Below are 16517 nucleotides of genomic sequence, written 5' to 3' on the forward strand. Positions count from 1 at the left end.
GTGTCCCGCGTAACGTTGCGTCCCGTGATCGAGAAGGACCTGACGATCTTCGAAGAGGAGTTCTACAGCCCGGAGGGCACGGGACCCTACCAGTGGTTCGGCCACCGCACCCCGGGCAGGGAGCGGCGCGCGTTCGCCGAGACGGGCCTGCTGAGCGATGACCAGGGCACGCTGACCGTCTGCTCCGGCGAGGAGGTGGCCGGGCGCGTCGAGTGGTTCAAGGCGTCCTGGGGGCGGCCGCTCACCTCGTGGTGCTGGGAGATCGCCATCGGCCTGCGGCCGAGCTTCCAGGGACGCGGCATCGGGACCGAGGCGCAGCGGCAGCTCGCCGCCTACCTGTTCGAGCACACCCGCGCCCACCGGATCCAGGCCTTCACCGACCTCCGGAACCTGGGCGAGCAGCGCGCGCTGGAGAAGGCCGGGTTCCAGCGGGAGGGCGTCATCCGCGAGGCGCAGTGGCGCGGCGGGCGCTGGAACGACCAGGTCCTCTACTCGCTCCTGCGCCCCGGTGCCGGCCGTACCGAGCCGTAGCCAGGGTGCCGCCGGGGCGTCCGTGCCGGTGGGGATCCGCCCTCCAGTCGCGCGTACCTGCCATCAGGTGTCAGGTACGGCTGCCAGCATGAGCGCATGGAGATCCTCACGACCCGGCGCCTCAACCGCGCGACGCTGGCCCGCCAGATGCTGCTCCAGCGGGAGAGAGTCGACGTCGTCACGGCGGTGGAACGGCTCGGCGGCATGCAGGCGCAGGAGGCCAGGCATCCCTTCACCGGCCTGTGGACGCGGGTGGAGGGATTCCACCGGGAGGACCTGCACCGGGCCCTGCACGAGCGCCGCGTCGTGCGGGCCACGATGATGCGCGCCACGCTGCACCTGGTGAGCGCGGCCGACTACGCGGCGTTCCGGCCGACGCTGCGGCCGGCGCTCGCCGCCGCGGTGACCGGCCGCGGCGAGCTGTTCGCCGGGCTGGACCTCGACAGGCTGATCCCCGTCGCCCACGCGCTCCTCCGGGAGCGGCCCCGTGACTTCACCACGCTGCGCGCCCTGCTCCAGGAGGAGTTCCCCGAGGCCGACGAGCGTGGGCTCGGCTACGCCGTACGGACCCAGCTGCCGATTGTCATGGTCCCCACCGAGGACCGCTGGGGGTTCCCGCCGGTGGCGGACTTCACGCCGGCGGACGTGTGGCTGGGCCCGGAGCCGGCGGGCCGGCCGGTCGAGGAGCTGGTGCTGCGCTATCTGGCGGCCTTCGGCCCTGCCACCGCCGCCGACGCGCAGACCTGGTCCGGGGTCAAGGGGCTGCGCGCCGTGCTGGACGGCCTGCGCCCGCGGCTGCGCGTCTTCCGCGACGAGCGGGGCCGCGAGCTGTTCGACCTTCCCGACGCCCCGCGCCCGGACGAGGACGTCCCGGCGCCCGCGCGGTTCCTGCCGGACTTCGACAACCTGGTGCTCGCCCACGCCGACCGCACCCGGCTGATGGCCGAGGAGCACCGCGGGCGCGTCACGACCAGGAACCTCCGCGTGCGGGCCACCTTCCTCTGGGACGGCTCGGTGCGCGGCACCTGGCAGGTGGAGCGCAGACGCGGGGCAGCCGTCCTGCGGATGACCCCCTTCGAGCCCCTGTCCGGGACCGCGGTCTCCGAGCTGACCCAGGAGGGCGAGGCCCTGCTGGGCTCGGTGGAACCGGACGCCGCGACCCTGGAGGTCCGCTTCGAGGACACCTGACGGCCCGGGCGCACCCTGAACCGCGGCGGCCCGCTAGACGTCTTCGCGGCTGTCGCCCTCGCCCGCCATCTGGTCATCGGCCCACTTCAGCAACCGGCCGGCGGTCCGGAAGCGCCGCTCGGCGCTGGAGTCGCCGAGAACGACGCCGATCATCCGGCGGCCGTCGCGGTCGACCGCGAACGACAGGCAGTAGCCGGCCGCCCGGGTGTAGCCGGTCTTGACGCCCAGGGCGCCGGGCTCCTTGCCGAGCAGCTTGTTGGTGTTGGTCCAGACGTGGGCCCGGTGCACCTTCGACTTGCGCACGACGTAGCGCCTGGTGGCGGCGATGGTCCGCAGCACCGGATCGGCGAGCGCGGCCTCGGCCAGCCGGGCCTGGTCCTGGGCGGTGGAGTAACCGGGACTCGGCTCGGGCAGCCCGTCGGAGTTGCCGTAACGGGTGCCGGACAGGCCCAGGGAGCGGGCGGCCGCGTTCATCTTGGCCACGAACCTGCGCTCGCCCGGCCCGTAGACGCGCGCCAGCGCGTGGGTGGCGTCCGCCCCGGAGGGGAGCATCGCCCCGTAGAGCAGCTCCCTGACGGTCAGGCGCTCACCGGCGCGCAGCGCCGCGGAGGTGGCGTCGTTGGTCGCCGCGTGCCGCACGTCTCCCGCGTTGACGGTGACCGTGTCGTTCAGCCCGGCCTCGCGCAGCACGACGTAGGCCGTCATGATCTTCGTCAGGCTGGCCACCGGCATCCGCCTGGCCGCCTGTTTGCTGAAGTGGACCGTTCCGGTGCCGGTGTCGACCAGGTAGGCGGCCCGCGCCGAGACCGTCGGGGCGGCCCGGTGGGCGGTGGCCGGCCGGGCCGACCGCTGAACGGTCTGGCCGGCGTGGGCGGGTGTGACGGGCGTGAGGAGCCCGGTGGCGGCAGCGGCCACTGTGGCGCAGACGATGAGGCGTATTCCCCCGGTTTGCATGGGAGACATGGTGACAGAGCCGACCGTCAATATGCGGATCCCGGGAGTCCTGCTATCGAAACGTTGACATGTGCGCCTGCCGGGCAGGCCGGACGGCGCGCTCTCCCGCATGGCCGTGCTGGCCGGGCAGGCCGGGCGGCGCCGGTGGCCCACCCGGTCATGGCCGCCGGATCGGCGGGACGGCGCGGCCGGTCCGCGCGACCGCCGGGCACACCGGGTGATCCCGGTGGTTCACCCGACGGGCAGGCTGTCCTCCGCGCGCCGGGCCGCCCTGCGGCGGCGACGACGGCGGACGAGGGCGGCGGCCACGATGATCACCACCACGGCGGCGGCGCCCGCCAGGAGTGGCGACTCGGCGGCCAGTCTCAGCCAGCCCCAGATCACCGAGTAGAGGCCGAAGGACGTCACCGGGACCCAGGTCAGGCAGCCGAGCGCGCTGGCCACGGCGTACCAGGGGTAGGAGATCCGCAGCACCCCGGCCACCCAGGGCAGCGTGTGCCGCAGGCCGGGCACCCAGAAACAGCCGTAGACGGCGAGCGCGCCCCACTTCCGGACGGCGTTCTCCACCTTGAGGATGTTCGCCTCGCCGACCTTCCGGCCCAGGCGGGAGGCGTAGATCCTGGGGCCGAGCTTGTAGCCGACCCAGTAGTAGACCTGGAACACGCCGAACAGGGCGATCCCGCCCAACAGGACCCAGAGCCACAGCGGCATGTTCAGGACGGAGGCGGACGTGGGGTCAGGGATGCCCGTCACAGGCGATCGCATCTGGAACATCACCACCACTCCGCTCGGGCTGCCGCATTTGATATTAGGACAGGCTTACCTGAGCCGGTAACGCGGATCCCCTGCAAGCGGACGTCAAGCGGAGATCAACCATCGCGGCATACACCTGTAGTGACGAGAGAAAGGTGTCTGTCATGAGTCCGGGTAGCAGTGTGGCGCCGGTGGTGGCGAGCGGGACCGCGAGCGTCGTGAAGCTGCTGGTGGCCACGTTGGCCTTCGCCGGAGCCTACGCGGGAGTGGAGGCGGCCGACAACGCCTCCGCCCAGGTCCAGGCGGGCGCGGCGGCGCCGGCGCGGGCGGTGACCCTGTCCTCGGAGGCGGTGCCGGCCGTCACGGTCGCGGAGCCGGCCGCCGGCACGATCGCTGTCAGCGCGCTCGCCGCGCCCCGGTCGTGCGACCGGCCGTATCTGATCCAGAGCGTGATCGACAACCCCCGCCCCGGCGGCTCCGTCTCCTACAGCTGGCGCCTGCGGCGCTGGAGCGCGGGCACCCGGAGCTGGCAGACCTACCTCGCCGCGAACTCCGGCTTCGCCGGCCGGAGCCGGACCGCCGAGTGGCGGCCCAGCATCGTCGACAACCCCGGTTGGTACCGCGCCGAGCTGTCGGTCTCCGGCCGCACCCGGCTGCTCGGCGAGAAGTTTCTCGTCAGCTGCTGAGTGAGCGCTGCGCCGCCTCGACCCACCGGGGCACGCCGACCCGCTGGGCCACCGCGAGGGCCTGGTCGTAGTGGGATCTCACCGCGTCGGTGAAGCCCAGCCGCAGGGCCAGGTCACCGAGGGTCAGGGCGACCGGCCACAGCGCCACCACGCCGGTGCCGGCCCCCGCGATCCGCTCGGCGAACGGCTTCAGCGTGTCATATGCCTCGACCATCCGCTCCCGGTCGTCCAGCAGCATGCCCGCCAGGGCCCGCCAGATCATCGCCAGCTCGTAGAGGAAGTCGGGACGGACCGGGGTCTTGACCGCGATGACCGCCCGCGCGTCGCGCATGTGCCCGGCCGAGGCCAGGGCCACCGCGTAGGCGTCGAGGGTCCACTTGGCCCCGCGCTGGTGGGCCTCCGCCAGGGGCTCCACCATTTCGGCGGCCCGGCCGTTGACCAGGTGCAGGCAGAAGGCGGTGATCAGCGGCAGGTCCTGGCGGCCCTCCAGCATGCCAGCCCTGGCCGTCAGCCGGGCGGCGTCGCGGTAGGCGCGCTCCGCGCCGGCGAAGTCACCGGCGATCATCAGGCGCTGCCCGGCGTACCAGGCGCCGACGGCCGCCGGCGCGGGCAGGCCGTACTGCCTGGCCAGCCGCTCGGCGGCGGCCACGTGCGCGTCGGCGTCGGCGAACGCCCCGGAGGCGGCCGCGCACTCCATCAGCACGAGATGGGCCAGGGCCTGGACCGAGACCTGGCCGGTCGTCTTGCCCACCTCCAGCAGCTCCCGGCCGATGACCTCGCGCTCACCGACCGGGGTGATGCCGTAGGACTGGCGCAGCCGGCCGCTCAGCGCGGTCGCCAGCAGGGCGGGGTCGCCGCTCCGCCGGGCCAGCTCCTCGGCCTCCAGCGACGCCTGCTCGCCCCGGCGGGTGGCCGAGCCCTCCAGCTCCAGGGCGAGCGTGGCCAGCAGGCTCGCCCGCAGTGACTGCTCGGCGGCCGGCAGCTCGACCAGCGCCTGCTCGGCGACGTCGACGATCTCCCAGGCGGTGCGGGTGAAGTCGCGCGCCATGCCCTTGTGCGGCACGGCCAGGGAGGCCGCCACCCGGGCCGTGAGCTCCAGATTGCCCAGCGGCAGAGCCGCGTCCATCGCCTCGCGCCGCCGCCTGCGGGCCGCGGCCATGTCGCCGCAGAGCGCCAGCGCCTTGATCAGGTTGAGCGTCAGCAGCAGGCGTTCTCTGGTGCTGTCGGGAGTGTGGGTGATGCCGGACCGGTCGAAGGCGGCGATCGCCTGCTCCCACAGCGAGGCCGCCTCCCGGTGGGCGAAACGGCGCTCGGCCTGCTCGGCCGCGAGCCCGGCGTAGTGCACCGCCTTGATGGCCGTTTCGGCGGTGCCGGCCGCGTCGTAGTGGTGGGCGAGCGCGGCCACGTCGCCGGGGTTCCGGCGCTCGATCACCGCGGCCACCGAGGCGTGCAGCCGGGAGCGGCGCAGCCGGGAGGCGTCGGAGTAAAGGGTGTCGCGGACCAGGTCGTGGTCGAAGCGGAGCATGCCGGGGCCCGGCTCGGTGACCAGCCCGGCGAGCAGCGCCGCCTCCACCGCGTCGACCACCGCGTCCTCGTCGCCCGTCACGTCGACCAGCACGTCCACGTCGACGTCGCGGCCGATCACCGCGGCCTGCAGCAGGATCTGCTGGGCCGCCGCGGGCAGCCGCGAGATCCGCCGCCGCAGCACGTCGCGGACGCCGGAGGGCACCCCGGAGAGCACCTCGGCGGCCGTCGCGCGGTCGCTCACGGCCTCGGCGTCGAGCAGGCGCACGGTCTCGCGGACGAAGAAGGGGTTGCCGCCGGTCCGCTCGACGATGCTGCTGACCGCGTCCTCGTCGACCTCGCGCACGCAGGTCGCCCGGACCAGCTCGGCCACCGCCTTGGGGTCCAGGCCCGTCAGGCCCACCCGGACCGGTCCGAGCCGGGCCAGCGCGGCCAGCACGTCGGCCTGCTGGTCGCTCAGCTCGCTGTCACGGCAGGTGACCACCAGCAGCACCCGGCTGGTGGCCAGCAGGCTCGGCAGCGCGCGCAGCAGCGCCAGGGTCTGGTCGTCGGCCCAGTGCAGATCCTCCAGCGTCAGCAGGATCGGGGTGTCCTTGGCGACGGCCGCCAGATAGCCGCCCACCGCCCGGTGCAGCCGGAAACCGCCGGAGACCTGGTCGTCGTCGGGCGCCGGGGCCGCGTCGTCCAGCAGCGGGGCCAGCAGCGGGGCGTATTCGCCGGGCCCGGCCGCGTTCACCAGGGTGCGCAGGATCTCCACCCAGGCCCAGCCGGGAGGGGTGGCGCTGCTGTCGGGGCAGGCTCCGGAGGAGGTGCCCCAGCCGTCGTCGGAGAGCCGTTTGGTGAGCTGGCGGACCAGCGTCGTCTTGCCCGCCCCCGCGTCGCCGCTGATCACCGCGACGGTGAAGCGGCCGGTCCGGGCCGCGGCGGTGGTCAGCCGGTTCAGCTCGGCGTCGCGGCCGACGAACGGCTCGGGCTCCAGCGGCGGCAGCTCCACCGGCGCCGCCGTGGGCCGGGGCGGCCAGGTGTCGGCCGGCACCTGGGGGCGCTGGCGGCCAGGCGGCGGGGCGGCGAGCTGCAGGCCGGGGTCCTGGGCCAGGATGTCGGACTCCAGCTTGCGCAGCGCCGGTCCCGGGTCGATGCCCAGCTCGTCGGCGAGGATCGTGCGGGCCCTGCGCAGCGCGGCCAGCGCGTCGCCCTGCCGTCCGCACCGGTAGAGGCCGAGGGCGAGCAGCCGCCAGCCCTCCTCGCGGAGCGGGTGCTCGGTGGTCAGCGCCTCCAGGTCGGGCACCGCCTCGGCGGGCATGCCCAGGCGCAGGCCGCTGTCGGCGTGCCGCTCACGGGCGACCAGGCGCAGCTCGGCCAGCCGGTTGACCTCGGCCTCGACCCACGGCTGGTCGGCGAAGTCGGAGTAAGGGGTGCCGCGCCACAGCCCCAGGGCCTTCTCCAGGCGGACCCGCGCCGAGGAGGGGTCGTCACCCTCCAGGTGCTCTCCGGCCGTGCGGACCAGCGCCTCGAAGCGGAGGGCGTCGACCTGGTCGGGGGCGACCCGCAGCGCGTAGCCGGAGGCGACCGTCACCAGCAGCCGGTTGGGTCCCCCGCGCGGACGGCCGGGCTCCAGGACCCGGCGCAGACGGGAGATGTAGACCTGGAGGCCGGACTGCGCCCCCTTGGCGGCGTCGTCGTCCCACAGGTCGTAGAGGAGGGAGTCGACGGGCACGACCTGCCCGCGTGCCACCAGCAATCGGGCGAGGACGGCACGCTGCCGCAGCCCGCCTAGGTCGAGCCCGTCATCGTCGGAATGCGCCTCGACCGGACCGAGAACCCGGAACGCCACCATGTCAGCCGCCACGCTATGCGGGCCTTCGAATCGCGCACAAGGTATTTCCCAATCTAGCGGCTGATCGGCTCCTTCGCGGGGGCCGGAGCGGCGTTCTCACGCCGGCGCAGAAGCGCCCACGCGCCGAGCGCCAGGCCGCCGAAGGGGATTTCGATAGTGTAGGTCCAGAAGCCGAAAAGCAGCGCAGCGGCCGTTGCGGAATCCAGCGGCGCCCCGAAGAAGACCAGCGCGCCGACGGTCCCGGCCTCCATGATCCCGGCCCCGCTCGGGGTCACCAGGGCGGTGGTCAGCACCCTGGACAGGGCGAACACGGCGATCGTCTGCGCCGCCCCCGGGTAGGCACCGGTGGCGTGCAGGCAGCAGACCAGGAGCAGCCACTGCAGCCCGAGGAAGAAGACCATCCCCAGGGTCAGCCCCGGCCAGCGGTGCCGTACGACCTCGGAGGTGTCGGCGCGCAGCTTCTCCAGCGCGTGGGAGAGGGTGTGCTCGGCGGGGCGGATGCCGCGGGGCAGCGGCCGCGCGGCGGCGTCGAGGGCGCGGCCGAGCGCGGCGGCGGCGCGGTCCCAGTAAAGCGCGGCGGCCACCACGGCGACCAGGGCGAGGATGGACAGCGAGCCCACCCAGCCCGCTCTGGTCACGGCCGGGCTGAGCTGTTGCCCGCTGACCAGCAGGGCCACGATCCCCACCGCGGGCAGGACGAACCGGAACAGGGTGTTCCAGATGCCGCTGGAGAGCGTGGAGACCACGACGGCCCGCAGCGGGAACCCCCAGCCCTTGGTCATGGCGATCGTCATGGCCACCCCGGCCGCGCCGCCGAAGGGGAGCAGGTTGCTCACCGCGCTGCCGGCCGCGTTCAGTGTCAGGGCCTGCGAATGGGACAGGCCCGGCAGGGAGGCGGTCAGCACGAACGTGTAGGCCATCAGGCTCGCCAGCCAGACGACGGCCATCAGGGCGACCATCTCCCAGCTCAACCGGGAGAACTGGGCGCCGATCTGCGTCCAGGAGACGTGCTTGCCGGTCAGCGCCTCCACGATCTGCGGCAGGAAGCGCACGAGCGTGGCGGCCAGCGCCAGAGATGCGACCGAAAGTCCGATTTGGACCCACTTGTTCTTCATGTAACCCCCCCAACCCAGTTTGCCGGTCCCCGGCTCATCCTTTGGGAGGAACTTCGAACGGATGTCTCAGTCTCGTGCCGGGCGGCAGGCCGCGCCGGACGTACCACTCGGTGCCGAAGACGAGACGGTAGAGGGGCTGGGGGACTTTGAGCATCACGCCCAGCGTGCGGGTGTCCGCGCCGGTGGCCTGCGAGGCGTGGGCGGCCATGCTCGCCCGCTTCTGGCGGGCGAAGCGGCGCACGCCGACCCGGTGGGTGATCGCCTCGCCGGGGGAGTAGGCCCGCTCGAAGGCGCGGACGTCCAGCTGGGGATAGAACCTGCGGATCAGGCGGAGCCCCTTGAGCAGGGGGTCGCGGTTGACCGTGGCCTCCAGCACGATCGGGGTGCCCGCGATCTCGGCGGCCCGGCCGCCGACCCGGTGCACCTGGACGTGGTCGGGGTGCCCGTAGCCCCCGGCCGGGTCGTAGGTCGTCAGCAGGTCGGCCTTCTCCTCGGTGAGGATCGCCGCGAGCCGCCGGGCGGCCTCCTCGGCGTCGGCGTCGATGAACGCGTTGTCCGGCCGGTCCTCGGCGATCCCGCCGCCGGGGGCCAGCCCGGAGTCGCCGTAGCCGAGGTTCACCACCCGGGCGCAGCCGAGCGCCGCCGCCGATCTGTACAGCTCGGCGATGCGCGCGGCGCCCAGCGCCTCGCCGGGGTCGAGGTCGGCCTGGCCGCGCTCCCCGGAGGTCGCCACGACGAGGACCACCCGGTGCCCCTCGGCGGCGAGCATCGCCATGGTGCCCGCGGTGAGCAGGGCTTCGTCGTCGGGATGGGCATGGAAGAACACGGCTGTCTTGACGGCGTCGATCGCGGTTCGCTCCGTTCGGGTGGTCCGGGCCCGTTTGCCGCGGGCATGCAGGCATGATCTCACGCGGGGCTACGCTGGCACGGTGAGGATCCTCCACGTCAGTGACTGTTACCTGCCGCGCCTCGGCGGCATCGAGGTGCAGGTCGGCGATCTGGTCCGGATGCAGAGGGAGGCGGGCCACGATGTCGAGGTGGCGACCGCGACCCCGGGCGAGCCCCTGGCCGGGGTGCACCGGATCGTCGCGAGACTCCCCTTCGACCTGCCCGTCCATCCGTTCGGGGTGGGCCACCTGCTGCGGTTGATGAGGGCGCGGCGCCCCGACGTGGTGCACGTGCACACCGGCGCGGTCTCGCCGTTCGCCTGGATGGGCGTCCGCGCGGCCGTGCGCATGGGGCTGCCGGTGGTCGTGACCGTGCACAGCATGTGGGATCCGGTCACCCGGGGCCTCTACCGGGGGCTGCGGCTGCTGTTCGAGTGGCACCGCTGGGGGCTGGTGGGCACCGCGGTGAGCGAGGCCGCGGCCCGGCCGATCCGCGCGGTGGCCGGCCGCGGGGTGCCGGTGCACGTGGTCTCCAACGGCCTCGACGTCTCCGGCTGGCGCTCGGCCGACCCGGTACGGCGCGAGCCCGGCGACGGGACGGTGCACATCGTGGCCGTGGGACGGCTGGCGCCCCGCAAGCAGCCGGTCCGGCTGCTCAGGCTGTTGAAGGAGGCCCGCGCCCAGGTGCCGCAGGAGACGCCGCTGCGGGCGACCGTCGTCGGGGACGGCCCGGCGCGCTCGCAGATGGAGCGTTACCTGCGCGCCAACGGGATGAGCGGCTGGGTCTCGCTGCCCGGCCGCTACAGCCGCGACCGGATCCGCGAGCTGCTCGCCTCGGCGGACGTGTTCGTCGCCCCGGCGCCCCGGGAGTCCTTCGGACTGGCCGCACTGGAGGCCAGGGCGGCCGGGGTCCCGGTGGTCGCGCGGACCCAGAGCGGGGTGGCCGACTTCGTGCGTCCGGGCAAGGAGGGGCTGCTCGGACGGAGCTTCGAGGACCTGGTCGCGTCGGTGGCCGGCCTGGCCGGCGACCGTGAGCTGCGCGAGTCGATCGCGGCGCACAACCGCGAGACCGAGCCCGTCCGCAGTTCGTGGCCGGCGGTGCTGCAGGGCTTCGAGGAGTGCTACGAGCAGGCCCGCACGGGCCGGGGCTGACCCGGCCGCGGCCGGCGGGCCGTACGGGAGGGGGCGAGACGTGGCGGAGCCCCTGCCGTGCGGCGGCAGGGGCTCCGAGGACGTCCGGCACGGCCGTCGCGCCGCGCTGCCCCCCGCAGGCGGAGCGACGGCCGTGCCAAGAGTGCCTCCTCTTCCGAGGAGGCACGGGCTCCGCTAGGCGCAGGCGCTGCCGAACTTGGCGGCCGCCTCCTGGGTCTTCTTGCCGATGTCCTGGAGGGCCGCGGCGGACGCGGCCGGGTCCTTCTCGTCGATCTTGAAGGAGGCCCAGGTGGCGGAGAAGTCGTTGAGCGCCGAGGCCAGCTCGCCGTCGGCCTTGCCGGCCAGGGCCTTGAGGCTGTCGGCGAGCTTCTGGTTCGCCTCGTTGTACTTGCCGAGGTCGGTGCCGAAGGAGGCCACGGACGAGCTGTAGTCGGTCATCAGCTTCGTCGCCTCGGTGCAGAGTGCGGCGTTGCCGGACCCACCGCAGGCGGCGGTGAGGGAGATGAGAGCGGCTCCCGCGAGGGTGGCGGCGATCCGGCGGGAGAAGAGGGGGCTACGCATTTCTGCCTTTCATTGCTTCTTGTGACGGATGAGACGTTAGGGAGCCATCCTTGCGGATCACTTTCATGCCGCTAACAGAAACAGACCAACATTACGGAGGGTGATTCTCTCGTCGCATTGGGTAAGGGAAGTGCATGGCTGAGGCGATCATTGGTTCTGGTCCACCCCAGCACTCGCTCAAGCGGGTGATCGGACGCAGGGCCCTGCTGCTGTTCGTGGTAGGCGACATCCTCGGCGCGGGGATATACGCCCTGGTCGGGAAGGTGGCCGGCTATGTCGGCGGGGCGCTGTGGCTGCCCTTCCTCATCGCCTTCGTGCTGGCCGCGCTGACGGCGTCCGCCTATGCCGAGCTTGTCGGGAAATATCCGCAGGCCGCCGGAGCTGCGCTGTATGCAAATAAAGCGTTCAATATTCCTTTTGTCACGTTTGTCGTGGCCTTCGCCGTGCTGATGAGCGGGATCACCTCGGCGAGCGCCGCGGCCCGGGCGTTCGGCGGCCGATACCTGGGCGAGTTCGTCACGCTGCCGGTGGTCGTCGGCGCGTTCATCTTCCTGGGCCTCGTGACGCTGGTGAACTTCGCCGGGATCTCCGAGTCCGTCAAGGTCAACGTCGTCCTGACGGTCATCGAGGCGTTCGGTCTGCTGGTCGTCATCGCGATCGGGGTCCACGCGCTGCTGTTCGGAGACGGCGAGCCCGCCCGGGCCCTGTCGTTCCACCCGGCCAACGGCGCGTTCCTCGGCGTCCTGGGCGGCACCGCCCTGGCCTTCTACGCGCTGCTCGGCTTCGAGGACTCGGTCAACCTCGCCGAGGAGTCCAAGGACCCGCAGCGCGACTATCCCCGGGCGCTCTTCGGGGGCCTGGTCGTGGCCGCGACGATCTACATGGCGGTGGCGTTCACCGCGACCATGCTGGTCGACAGCGAGACGCTGACGGACTCCTCCGGCCCGCTGCTGGAGGTCGTCAAGGTCGCGGGGTCGGCCTTCCCACCCAAGCTGTTCGCGCTCATCGCGCTGCTCGCGGTGGGCAACACCGCGCTGATCAACATGCTCATGGCCTCACGCCTGATGTACGGCATGGCGCGCGAGGGGATCGTGCCGAAGGTCTTCGCGGCGGTCCACCCCACGAGGTCCACCCCGTGGGTGGCCATCGTGTTCACCGTGGGCATCGCGGCGGTGCTGGTCGCCACCGGCGACGTGAGCAGCCTCGCCGACACGACGGTGCTCCTGCTGCTGTGCGTGTTCACCCTGGTCAACGTGGCCGTGCTGGTCCTCCGTAAGGACCGCGTGGAGCACGACCACTACCGGGCGCCGAGCTGGATGCCCGTGGTGGGCGCGCTGGTCTGCCTGGTTCTGGTGCTGCCGGTCACGGGCCGCGATGGCGACGTCTACCTCCGCGCGGGCGTGCTGGTGGCCGTGGGTGCGGTTCTCTGGTCCGTGAACCGGCTGTTCCTGCTGGGAGGGGACGGTGGTCCCGGGGGCGTCTCAGAAGGGGAGAGTCCGTCCTGAGGGCGTGCGCAGGTCGAGCGGGGCGGGCTTACGGGGCGGGCGGGGCGTATGGACGATTCGGACCCTTTTCATCTCTTACTCCTTTTTGTTGGAGTTTGAGAGAGACTACGCCAGCCCACCGACAGTTACGCGCCTCTCCCGACGGCCGCGCCGTGGGCCGGCGGGAGGTCCGGTGGCCTCAGCGCCGGAGCACGAAGTCCTCCTCGTCGTCGCCGACGCCGACCGACCCCACCGTCCACAGCGCCCCGGTGCCCGGCACCCGGGCGATGCCGGTGCGGTTGACGTCGTCGGTCTCCGCATACTGCTGGTCGTCGTCGTGGGCCCGCAGCAGCGGACCATACTCGCGCGACCACCTCACGCCGTCGAAGCGGAGGAAGAGCACCTGCCCCGAGTGGTCGGCGTCGACCCCGCTGATCCACAGGTCGCCCGGCCCGGAGGCGGTGACGCCGTGCAGGGCGCAGAGGCGGACCGGCACCTCCACCCGGCTCCAGCTCGACCCGTCCCAGCGCAGGACCAGTGGCTGTCCCACGCGCTCGCCGGGACCGGTGACGACCTCCCCGACCGCCCACACCTCGGACGGCGAGATCTGCCAGACCCGGTTGAGCCGGCCCCCGGGGATCTCGGGCGTCCGAGCGGTCTCCCACCCGCCGGCGGCGGTGCCGTGCAAGATCAGCGGTGTGTTCCGCTCGCTCGAACCGGCCACCCAGACGTGCCCGTCCTTGGCGGTGACCGCCCTGAGGGCGCCGCCGGTGCTCAGCACGTTGCGGAAGCCCCCGCCGGCCCACTCCAGGACCACCGCCTTCGACGGGCCGTTCGCGGCGAACCACGCCGTGCCGCCGGCCGTCGCGACATCCGCCATCCGGTAGTCGTCCGCCACCCCGAAGGGTCTCTCCCAGGCCCAGTGCCGCCCGTCCCAGTGCGCGGCGGAGGCGCTCCCGCCGTTGCCCACCACCCACACGTCATCCGGCCCGGCCGCGCTGACCCCCTCAAGGCGGTAGAGGTCGTCCCCCGCCAGCGGCACCTCGCGCCAGCGGCTCCCGTCCCACCGGAGCGCGGCGGGCGTGCCCTCCCGGTCCTCGGCGCTGTTCTTGAACCCGACGGCCCAGGCGTCACGGGGCCCGGTCGCCGCCACGTCGAGCAGCGCGGAGCTCCCCGGCAGCTCGGCGCCCTCGGCGGTGGCCCACGCGGCCGAGGCGGTGACCGGCCCCGTGGCCGTGCCGCTCGGCGCGGGGCTCACGGATCCCGTGCGGCCCGGCGCGGGGGTCCGCGAGAGCGCCGGGGTCCGCGGGGGCGTGGGGCTCCGCGAGAGCGTGGGAGCCGTCCCCGGCGCGGGCGCCGCCGTGCGGTCCGGGCCGCACCCGGCCGCAAGAGACATCCCGATGAGCGCGACCGCCGCCAGCCACGGCTTTCCCATCCCGGCCATCCTCCCAGTGTGCCCGCCCGTCCGCCCCGGAGACCTGTCGCCGGGATCACAGGTCGGTGCCGGAATAGTCCCGTGTGTCCTGGGCACCTCAGACAGGTGAGGGAGAAGAGAGGCTCCGGTCCTCGCAGGCACGCGGGCTGCCGTGGAGCGGAGATCCCGCAGGCTCAGGGTGGGGTGTCGCCGGGCACGACGGAGGGTGTGGTCAGCGCGTCCGCCACCGGGGGCCGAGCTCCGGCAGGCCGGGGCGCGGTGCGGGGACGGGGAGCCCGCGCGCCCGGCCCGGCAGAGGCATTTGTCCCATGTGGGAAAGTTGGATGGCTGGGAGAGGCCGGGGTAGAGGGTTGATCATGTTCGTGGGAAAAGAACCGGAGTCGAGTTTCACCGCCACGTCCGGGCTGCACGGCACGACGCTCGTCGTGCAGGCCAGCGGTGAGCTGGACCACTATCACACCCCGATGTTACGGGCGGAGATGGATCGGGCGTGGAAGGCCCTGCAGTCGCCGACCCTCATCCTCGACCTCTCGGACCTCACCTTCTGCGACTCCTCGGGGATAGGCGAGCTGCTCCAGGCGCGCCACCACGGCCAGGTCGAGGGAGTCCGGTTCATCATCACCGGCATCCAGGGGAACCTCGCGCGACGGCTCAACCTCGCCGGCCTGACCCAGGTGTTCGAGGTGTTCCCCTCCGTCGCCGAGGCGCTTGAGGCCGCCTGAGGCTGCGTTCCTTGGAGTAGGTAGACGAACTTGCGGTGCGGGGTCCGTGGCTGTGGCGAGGGTCGTCCCCAGATCCAGGGCCGGGCATGGGAGTTGAGCTGGGCGGTGGCGAGGGCGATCTCGGTGGCGTCGGCGAAGGTCTGCCCGGCGAATGCGGCCCGGCGTAGCAGCCGCCACCAGCCTTCGACCAGGTTCAGCCGGCGGGCCTTGTCCTGTTCACCTGTGGTACCGCTCGAAGCTGAGGGACCCTCGGCCGTGAAGGCTACGGCTATGCCCACCACGGCCAAGTCGGCTTGGCCCCGTCAGTCCGTGGCCTTCCCACCGCAGAACACCTCCTTGAGAAGGTTGTCCAGCAGCTTGGGGAACGCCGCCACGTCGCCTGCGCGGTCCCCGGTGGTCACCGAGGCGGTCAGGGTCTTCTTGCCGTCGGGCGTGCTGTACATCAGCGCCGAGTAGCCCGCCGTGGCGCTGCCGTTGTGGTTGAAGACGACGCCGCAGTCCGGGTCCAGCTTCTGCACGTACAGCCCGAGGCCATAGCTGCCGAAGACGCCGGCGCTGCTGGGGTGCGGTTCGCGCATCTCTGTCAGTAGCCGGGCGGGGATGAGCTTGCCGCTGTTCAGTGCGGAGAAGAATGTGTGCAGGTCTTTGGTGGTCGAGATGATGTCACCGGCGCCTGCCGTCATGGAGGGGTTCTGGCGGGAGACGTCGATCACCTTCCACTGGCCGGGGACCTCCTCGTAGCGGTAGTAGCCATGGGCGTGCGGCCCAGGGATGTTCGTGGTGCCCGGCAGCACCGTGTGCCGCAGCCCGAGCGGCCGCAGGATCCGCCGCTTCATCTCCTCGGCGATCGAGCGGCCGCTGACCTTCTCGATAAGGATCTGGGCCAGCGTGTAGTTGGTGTTGGAGTAGCTCCAGCCCTTCCCCGGCTTGAACCGCGGCCCCTTGGACAGCGCGAACCGCACCAGTTCCTCCGGCTGGTAGGTCTTGAACCGGTTGCCCACCCAGTCCTTGCCCGTCGCGGGGATCCCCGGCTCGACCGACCCGTCAGGACGGAACTCGCCGGTGTAGGCGTACAGCCCGCTGGTGTGCTGCAACAGCATCCGCACCGTGATCTCCCGGTCCAGCTTGAATTGGGGCAGGTGGTCGGCCACCGGCTTGTCCAGTCCGACCTTGCCCTCGGCCACGAGTTGCAGCACCACGGTCGCGATGAAGTTCTTGGTGACGCTGCCCGCCCGGAACAACCCGTTCGTGGGCGGTTTCACGCTTGAGCCCAGCTTGCGCACCCCGGCACTGCCGATCCACTCGCCCCGTTCGTCATTTACGCGCATCTGCACCCCGGCGGCCAGATCGGCATCGACGAACGCCTGGATGGCCTGTTGCAACTCCGGGCGGTCCTGCCTGGCGGCGGCCTTCGCCACCGCCCTGCTGTCGGCGGCGGCCGCCCCTGGTGCGGCCGCCCCGGCCAGCAGCGCCGCCGCCAGCGCCGTCATGACCGGCACTCGCCGGGAGGCCCGCAGCGTCCGGGCGCTGTTGTTCGTGACCGCATGGAGGGATGTGCTCATGGTGGTTCCTCGCTTCGCGATAGTACGTATTTTATGTAACTCGAAAGCTATGTTGCATTCGAAATAACGTCAACCGCAAGAAACGCATGTATCCAGGTAGAAGGCTATAAATTAGAGCAATGACGC

14 protein-coding genes are annotated in these 16517 nt (G+C 72.4%); 6 read left to right on the plus strand and 8 right to left on the minus strand.

Annotation, left to right across the window (positions count from 1 at the left end; genetic code table 11):
* Both J2S55_RS25480 and J2S55_RS25485 read left to right on the plus strand, forming a co-directional pair.
* Positions 1-531, plus strand: a complete 531-nt coding sequence (locus tag J2S55_RS25480) for a GNAT family N-acetyltransferase (protein ID WP_306865733.1) — start codon at positions 1-3, stop codon at positions 529-531.
* 96 nt (positions 532-627) lie between these two features.
* Positions 628-1719 (plus strand): winged helix DNA-binding domain-containing protein, encoded by a 1092-nt coding sequence (locus J2S55_RS25485; protein WP_306865735.1) that lies wholly within the window; start codon positions 628-630, stop codon positions 1717-1719.
* 33 nt (positions 1720-1752) lie between these two features.
* Here the strand turns inward: J2S55_RS25485 and J2S55_RS25490 are convergent, their stop codons facing one another.
* Positions 1753-2673: a D-alanyl-D-alanine carboxypeptidase family protein gene (locus tag J2S55_RS25490; RefSeq protein WP_306865737.1), complete on the minus strand. Its 921-nt coding sequence runs from the start codon at positions 2671-2673 to the stop codon at positions 1753-1755.
* A 231-nt stretch (positions 2674-2904) separates the two neighbouring features.
* The gene (locus J2S55_RS25495; protein WP_306865739.1) at positions 2905-3438 is read right to left on the minus strand and encodes a DedA family protein; all 534 of its coding nucleotides are present in this window, start codon (positions 3436-3438) and stop codon (positions 2905-2907) included.
* 152 nt (positions 3439-3590) lie between these two features.
* Here J2S55_RS25495 and J2S55_RS25500 point away from each other — a divergent pair, with 152 nt between their 5' ends.
* Positions 3591-4112 (plus strand): hypothetical protein, encoded by a 522-nt coding sequence (locus J2S55_RS25500; RefSeq protein ID WP_306865741.1) that lies wholly within the window; start codon positions 3591-3593, stop codon positions 4110-4112.
* On the opposite strand, the gene J2S55_RS25505 is transcribed toward J2S55_RS25500, so the two are convergent.
* The 3 genes from J2S55_RS25505 to J2S55_RS25515 are packed head-to-tail and all read right to left on the minus strand — an operon-like array spanning position 4102 to position 9498.
* Complete coding sequence (locus J2S55_RS25505; RefSeq protein WP_306865743.1) at positions 4102-7473, minus strand: ATP-binding protein; 3372 nt, start codon at positions 7471-7473, stop codon at positions 4102-4104. The two genes, J2S55_RS25500 and J2S55_RS25505, sit on opposite strands and share 11 nt — an antisense overlap.
* A 53-nt stretch (positions 7474-7526) precedes the next feature.
* Positions 7527-8588, minus strand: coding sequence for a lysylphosphatidylglycerol synthase transmembrane domain-containing protein (locus J2S55_RS25510; RefSeq protein WP_306865746.1), 1062 nt, complete (start codon positions 8586-8588; stop codon positions 7527-7529).
* Between the two features lie 34 nt (positions 8589-8622).
* The gene (locus tag J2S55_RS25515) at positions 8623-9498 is read right to left on the minus strand and encodes a PIG-L family deacetylase (protein WP_306865747.1); all 876 of its coding nucleotides are present in this window, start codon (positions 9496-9498) and stop codon (positions 8623-8625) included.
* Positions 9499-9517: 19 nt separating this feature from the next.
* Here J2S55_RS25515 and J2S55_RS25520 point away from each other — a divergent pair, with 19 nt between their 5' ends.
* Positions 9518-10627 (plus strand): glycosyltransferase family 4 protein, encoded by a 1110-nt coding sequence (locus tag J2S55_RS25520; protein ID WP_306865749.1) that lies wholly within the window; start codon positions 9518-9520, stop codon positions 10625-10627.
* Positions 10628-10801: 174 nt separating this feature from the next.
* On the opposite strand, the gene J2S55_RS25525 is transcribed toward J2S55_RS25520, so the two are convergent.
* A complete protein-coding gene (locus tag J2S55_RS25525) occupies positions 10802-11188 on the minus strand; it encodes a DUF8711 family protein (RefSeq protein ID WP_306865751.1) in 387 nt (128 codons plus the stop codon).
* Between the two features lie 134 nt (positions 11189-11322).
* On the opposite strand from J2S55_RS25525, the gene J2S55_RS25530 reads away from it, so the two are divergent.
* Positions 11323-12693 (plus strand): APC family permease, encoded by a 1371-nt coding sequence (locus J2S55_RS25530; RefSeq protein ID WP_306865753.1) that lies wholly within the window; start codon positions 11323-11325, stop codon positions 12691-12693.
* 178 nt (positions 12694-12871) lie between these two features.
* Here J2S55_RS25530 and J2S55_RS25535 read toward each other — a convergent pair whose 3' ends face one another.
* Positions 12872-14107: a hypothetical protein gene (locus tag J2S55_RS25535; RefSeq protein ID WP_306865754.1), complete on the minus strand. Its 1236-nt coding sequence runs from the start codon at positions 14105-14107 to the stop codon at positions 12872-12874.
* Between the two features lie 356 nt (positions 14108-14463).
* Here J2S55_RS25535 and J2S55_RS25540 point away from each other — a divergent pair, with 356 nt between their 5' ends.
* Entirely contained in the window at positions 14464-14829 is a 366-nt protein-coding gene (locus J2S55_RS25540; RefSeq protein WP_306865756.1) for an STAS domain-containing protein, read from the plus strand.
* A 302-nt stretch (positions 14830-15131) separates the two neighbouring features.
* Here J2S55_RS25540 and J2S55_RS25545 read toward each other — a convergent pair whose 3' ends face one another.
* Positions 15132-16391 carry a serine hydrolase domain-containing protein gene (locus J2S55_RS25545; protein ID WP_306865757.1) on the minus strand — a complete coding sequence of 420 codons (1260 nt, stop codon included), beginning with the start codon at positions 16389-16391 and terminating at the stop codon, positions 15132-15134.
* Between the last annotated feature and the right edge of the window lie 126 nt (positions 16392-16517).

The sequence above is a fragment of the Streptosporangium brasiliense genome (assembly GCF_030811595.1).
GTDB lineage: Bacteria > Actinomycetota > Actinomycetes > Streptosporangiales > Streptosporangiaceae > Streptosporangium > Streptosporangium brasiliense.

Bases quoted from the DNA above. Each gene is read 5' to 3' on its own strand.
- J2S55_RS25485 (WP_306865735.1), top strand. From the start codon at position 628: ATGGAGATCCTCACGACCCGGCGCCTCAACCGCGCGACGCTGGCCCGC.
- J2S55_RS25490 (WP_306865737.1), bottom strand. From the start codon at position 2,673: ATGCAAACCGGGGGAATACGCCTCATCGTCTGCGCCACAGTGGCCGCT.
- J2S55_RS25495 (WP_306865739.1), bottom strand. From the start codon at position 3,438: ATGCGATCGCCTGTGACGGGCATCCCTGACCCCACGTCCGCCTCCGTC.
- J2S55_RS25500 (WP_306865741.1), top strand. From the start codon at position 3,591: ATGAGTCCGGGTAGCAGTGTGGCGCCGGTGGTGGCGAGCGGGACCGCG.
- J2S55_RS25505 (WP_306865743.1), bottom strand. From the start codon at position 7,473: ATGGTGGCGTTCCGGGTTCTCGGTCCGGTCGAGGCGCATTCCGACGAT.
- J2S55_RS25510 (WP_306865746.1), bottom strand. From the start codon at position 8,588: ATGAAGAACAAGTGGGTCCAAATCGGACTTTCGGTCGCATCTCTGGCG.
- J2S55_RS25525 (WP_306865751.1), bottom strand. From the start codon at position 11,188: ATGCGTAGCCCCCTCTTCTCCCGCCGGATCGCCGCCACCCTCGCGGGA.
- J2S55_RS25530 (WP_306865753.1), top strand. From the start codon at position 11,323: ATGGCTGAGGCGATCATTGGTTCTGGTCCACCCCAGCACTCGCTCAAG.
- J2S55_RS25535 (WP_306865754.1), bottom strand. From the start codon at position 14,107: ATGGGAAAGCCGTGGCTGGCGGCGGTCGCGCTCATCGGGATGTCTCTT.
- J2S55_RS25540 (WP_306865756.1), top strand. From the start codon at position 14,464: ATGTTCGTGGGAAAAGAACCGGAGTCGAGTTTCACCGCCACGTCCGGG.
- J2S55_RS25545 (WP_306865757.1), bottom strand. From the start codon at position 16,391: ATGAGCACATCCCTCCATGCGGTCACGAACAACAGCGCCCGGACGCTG.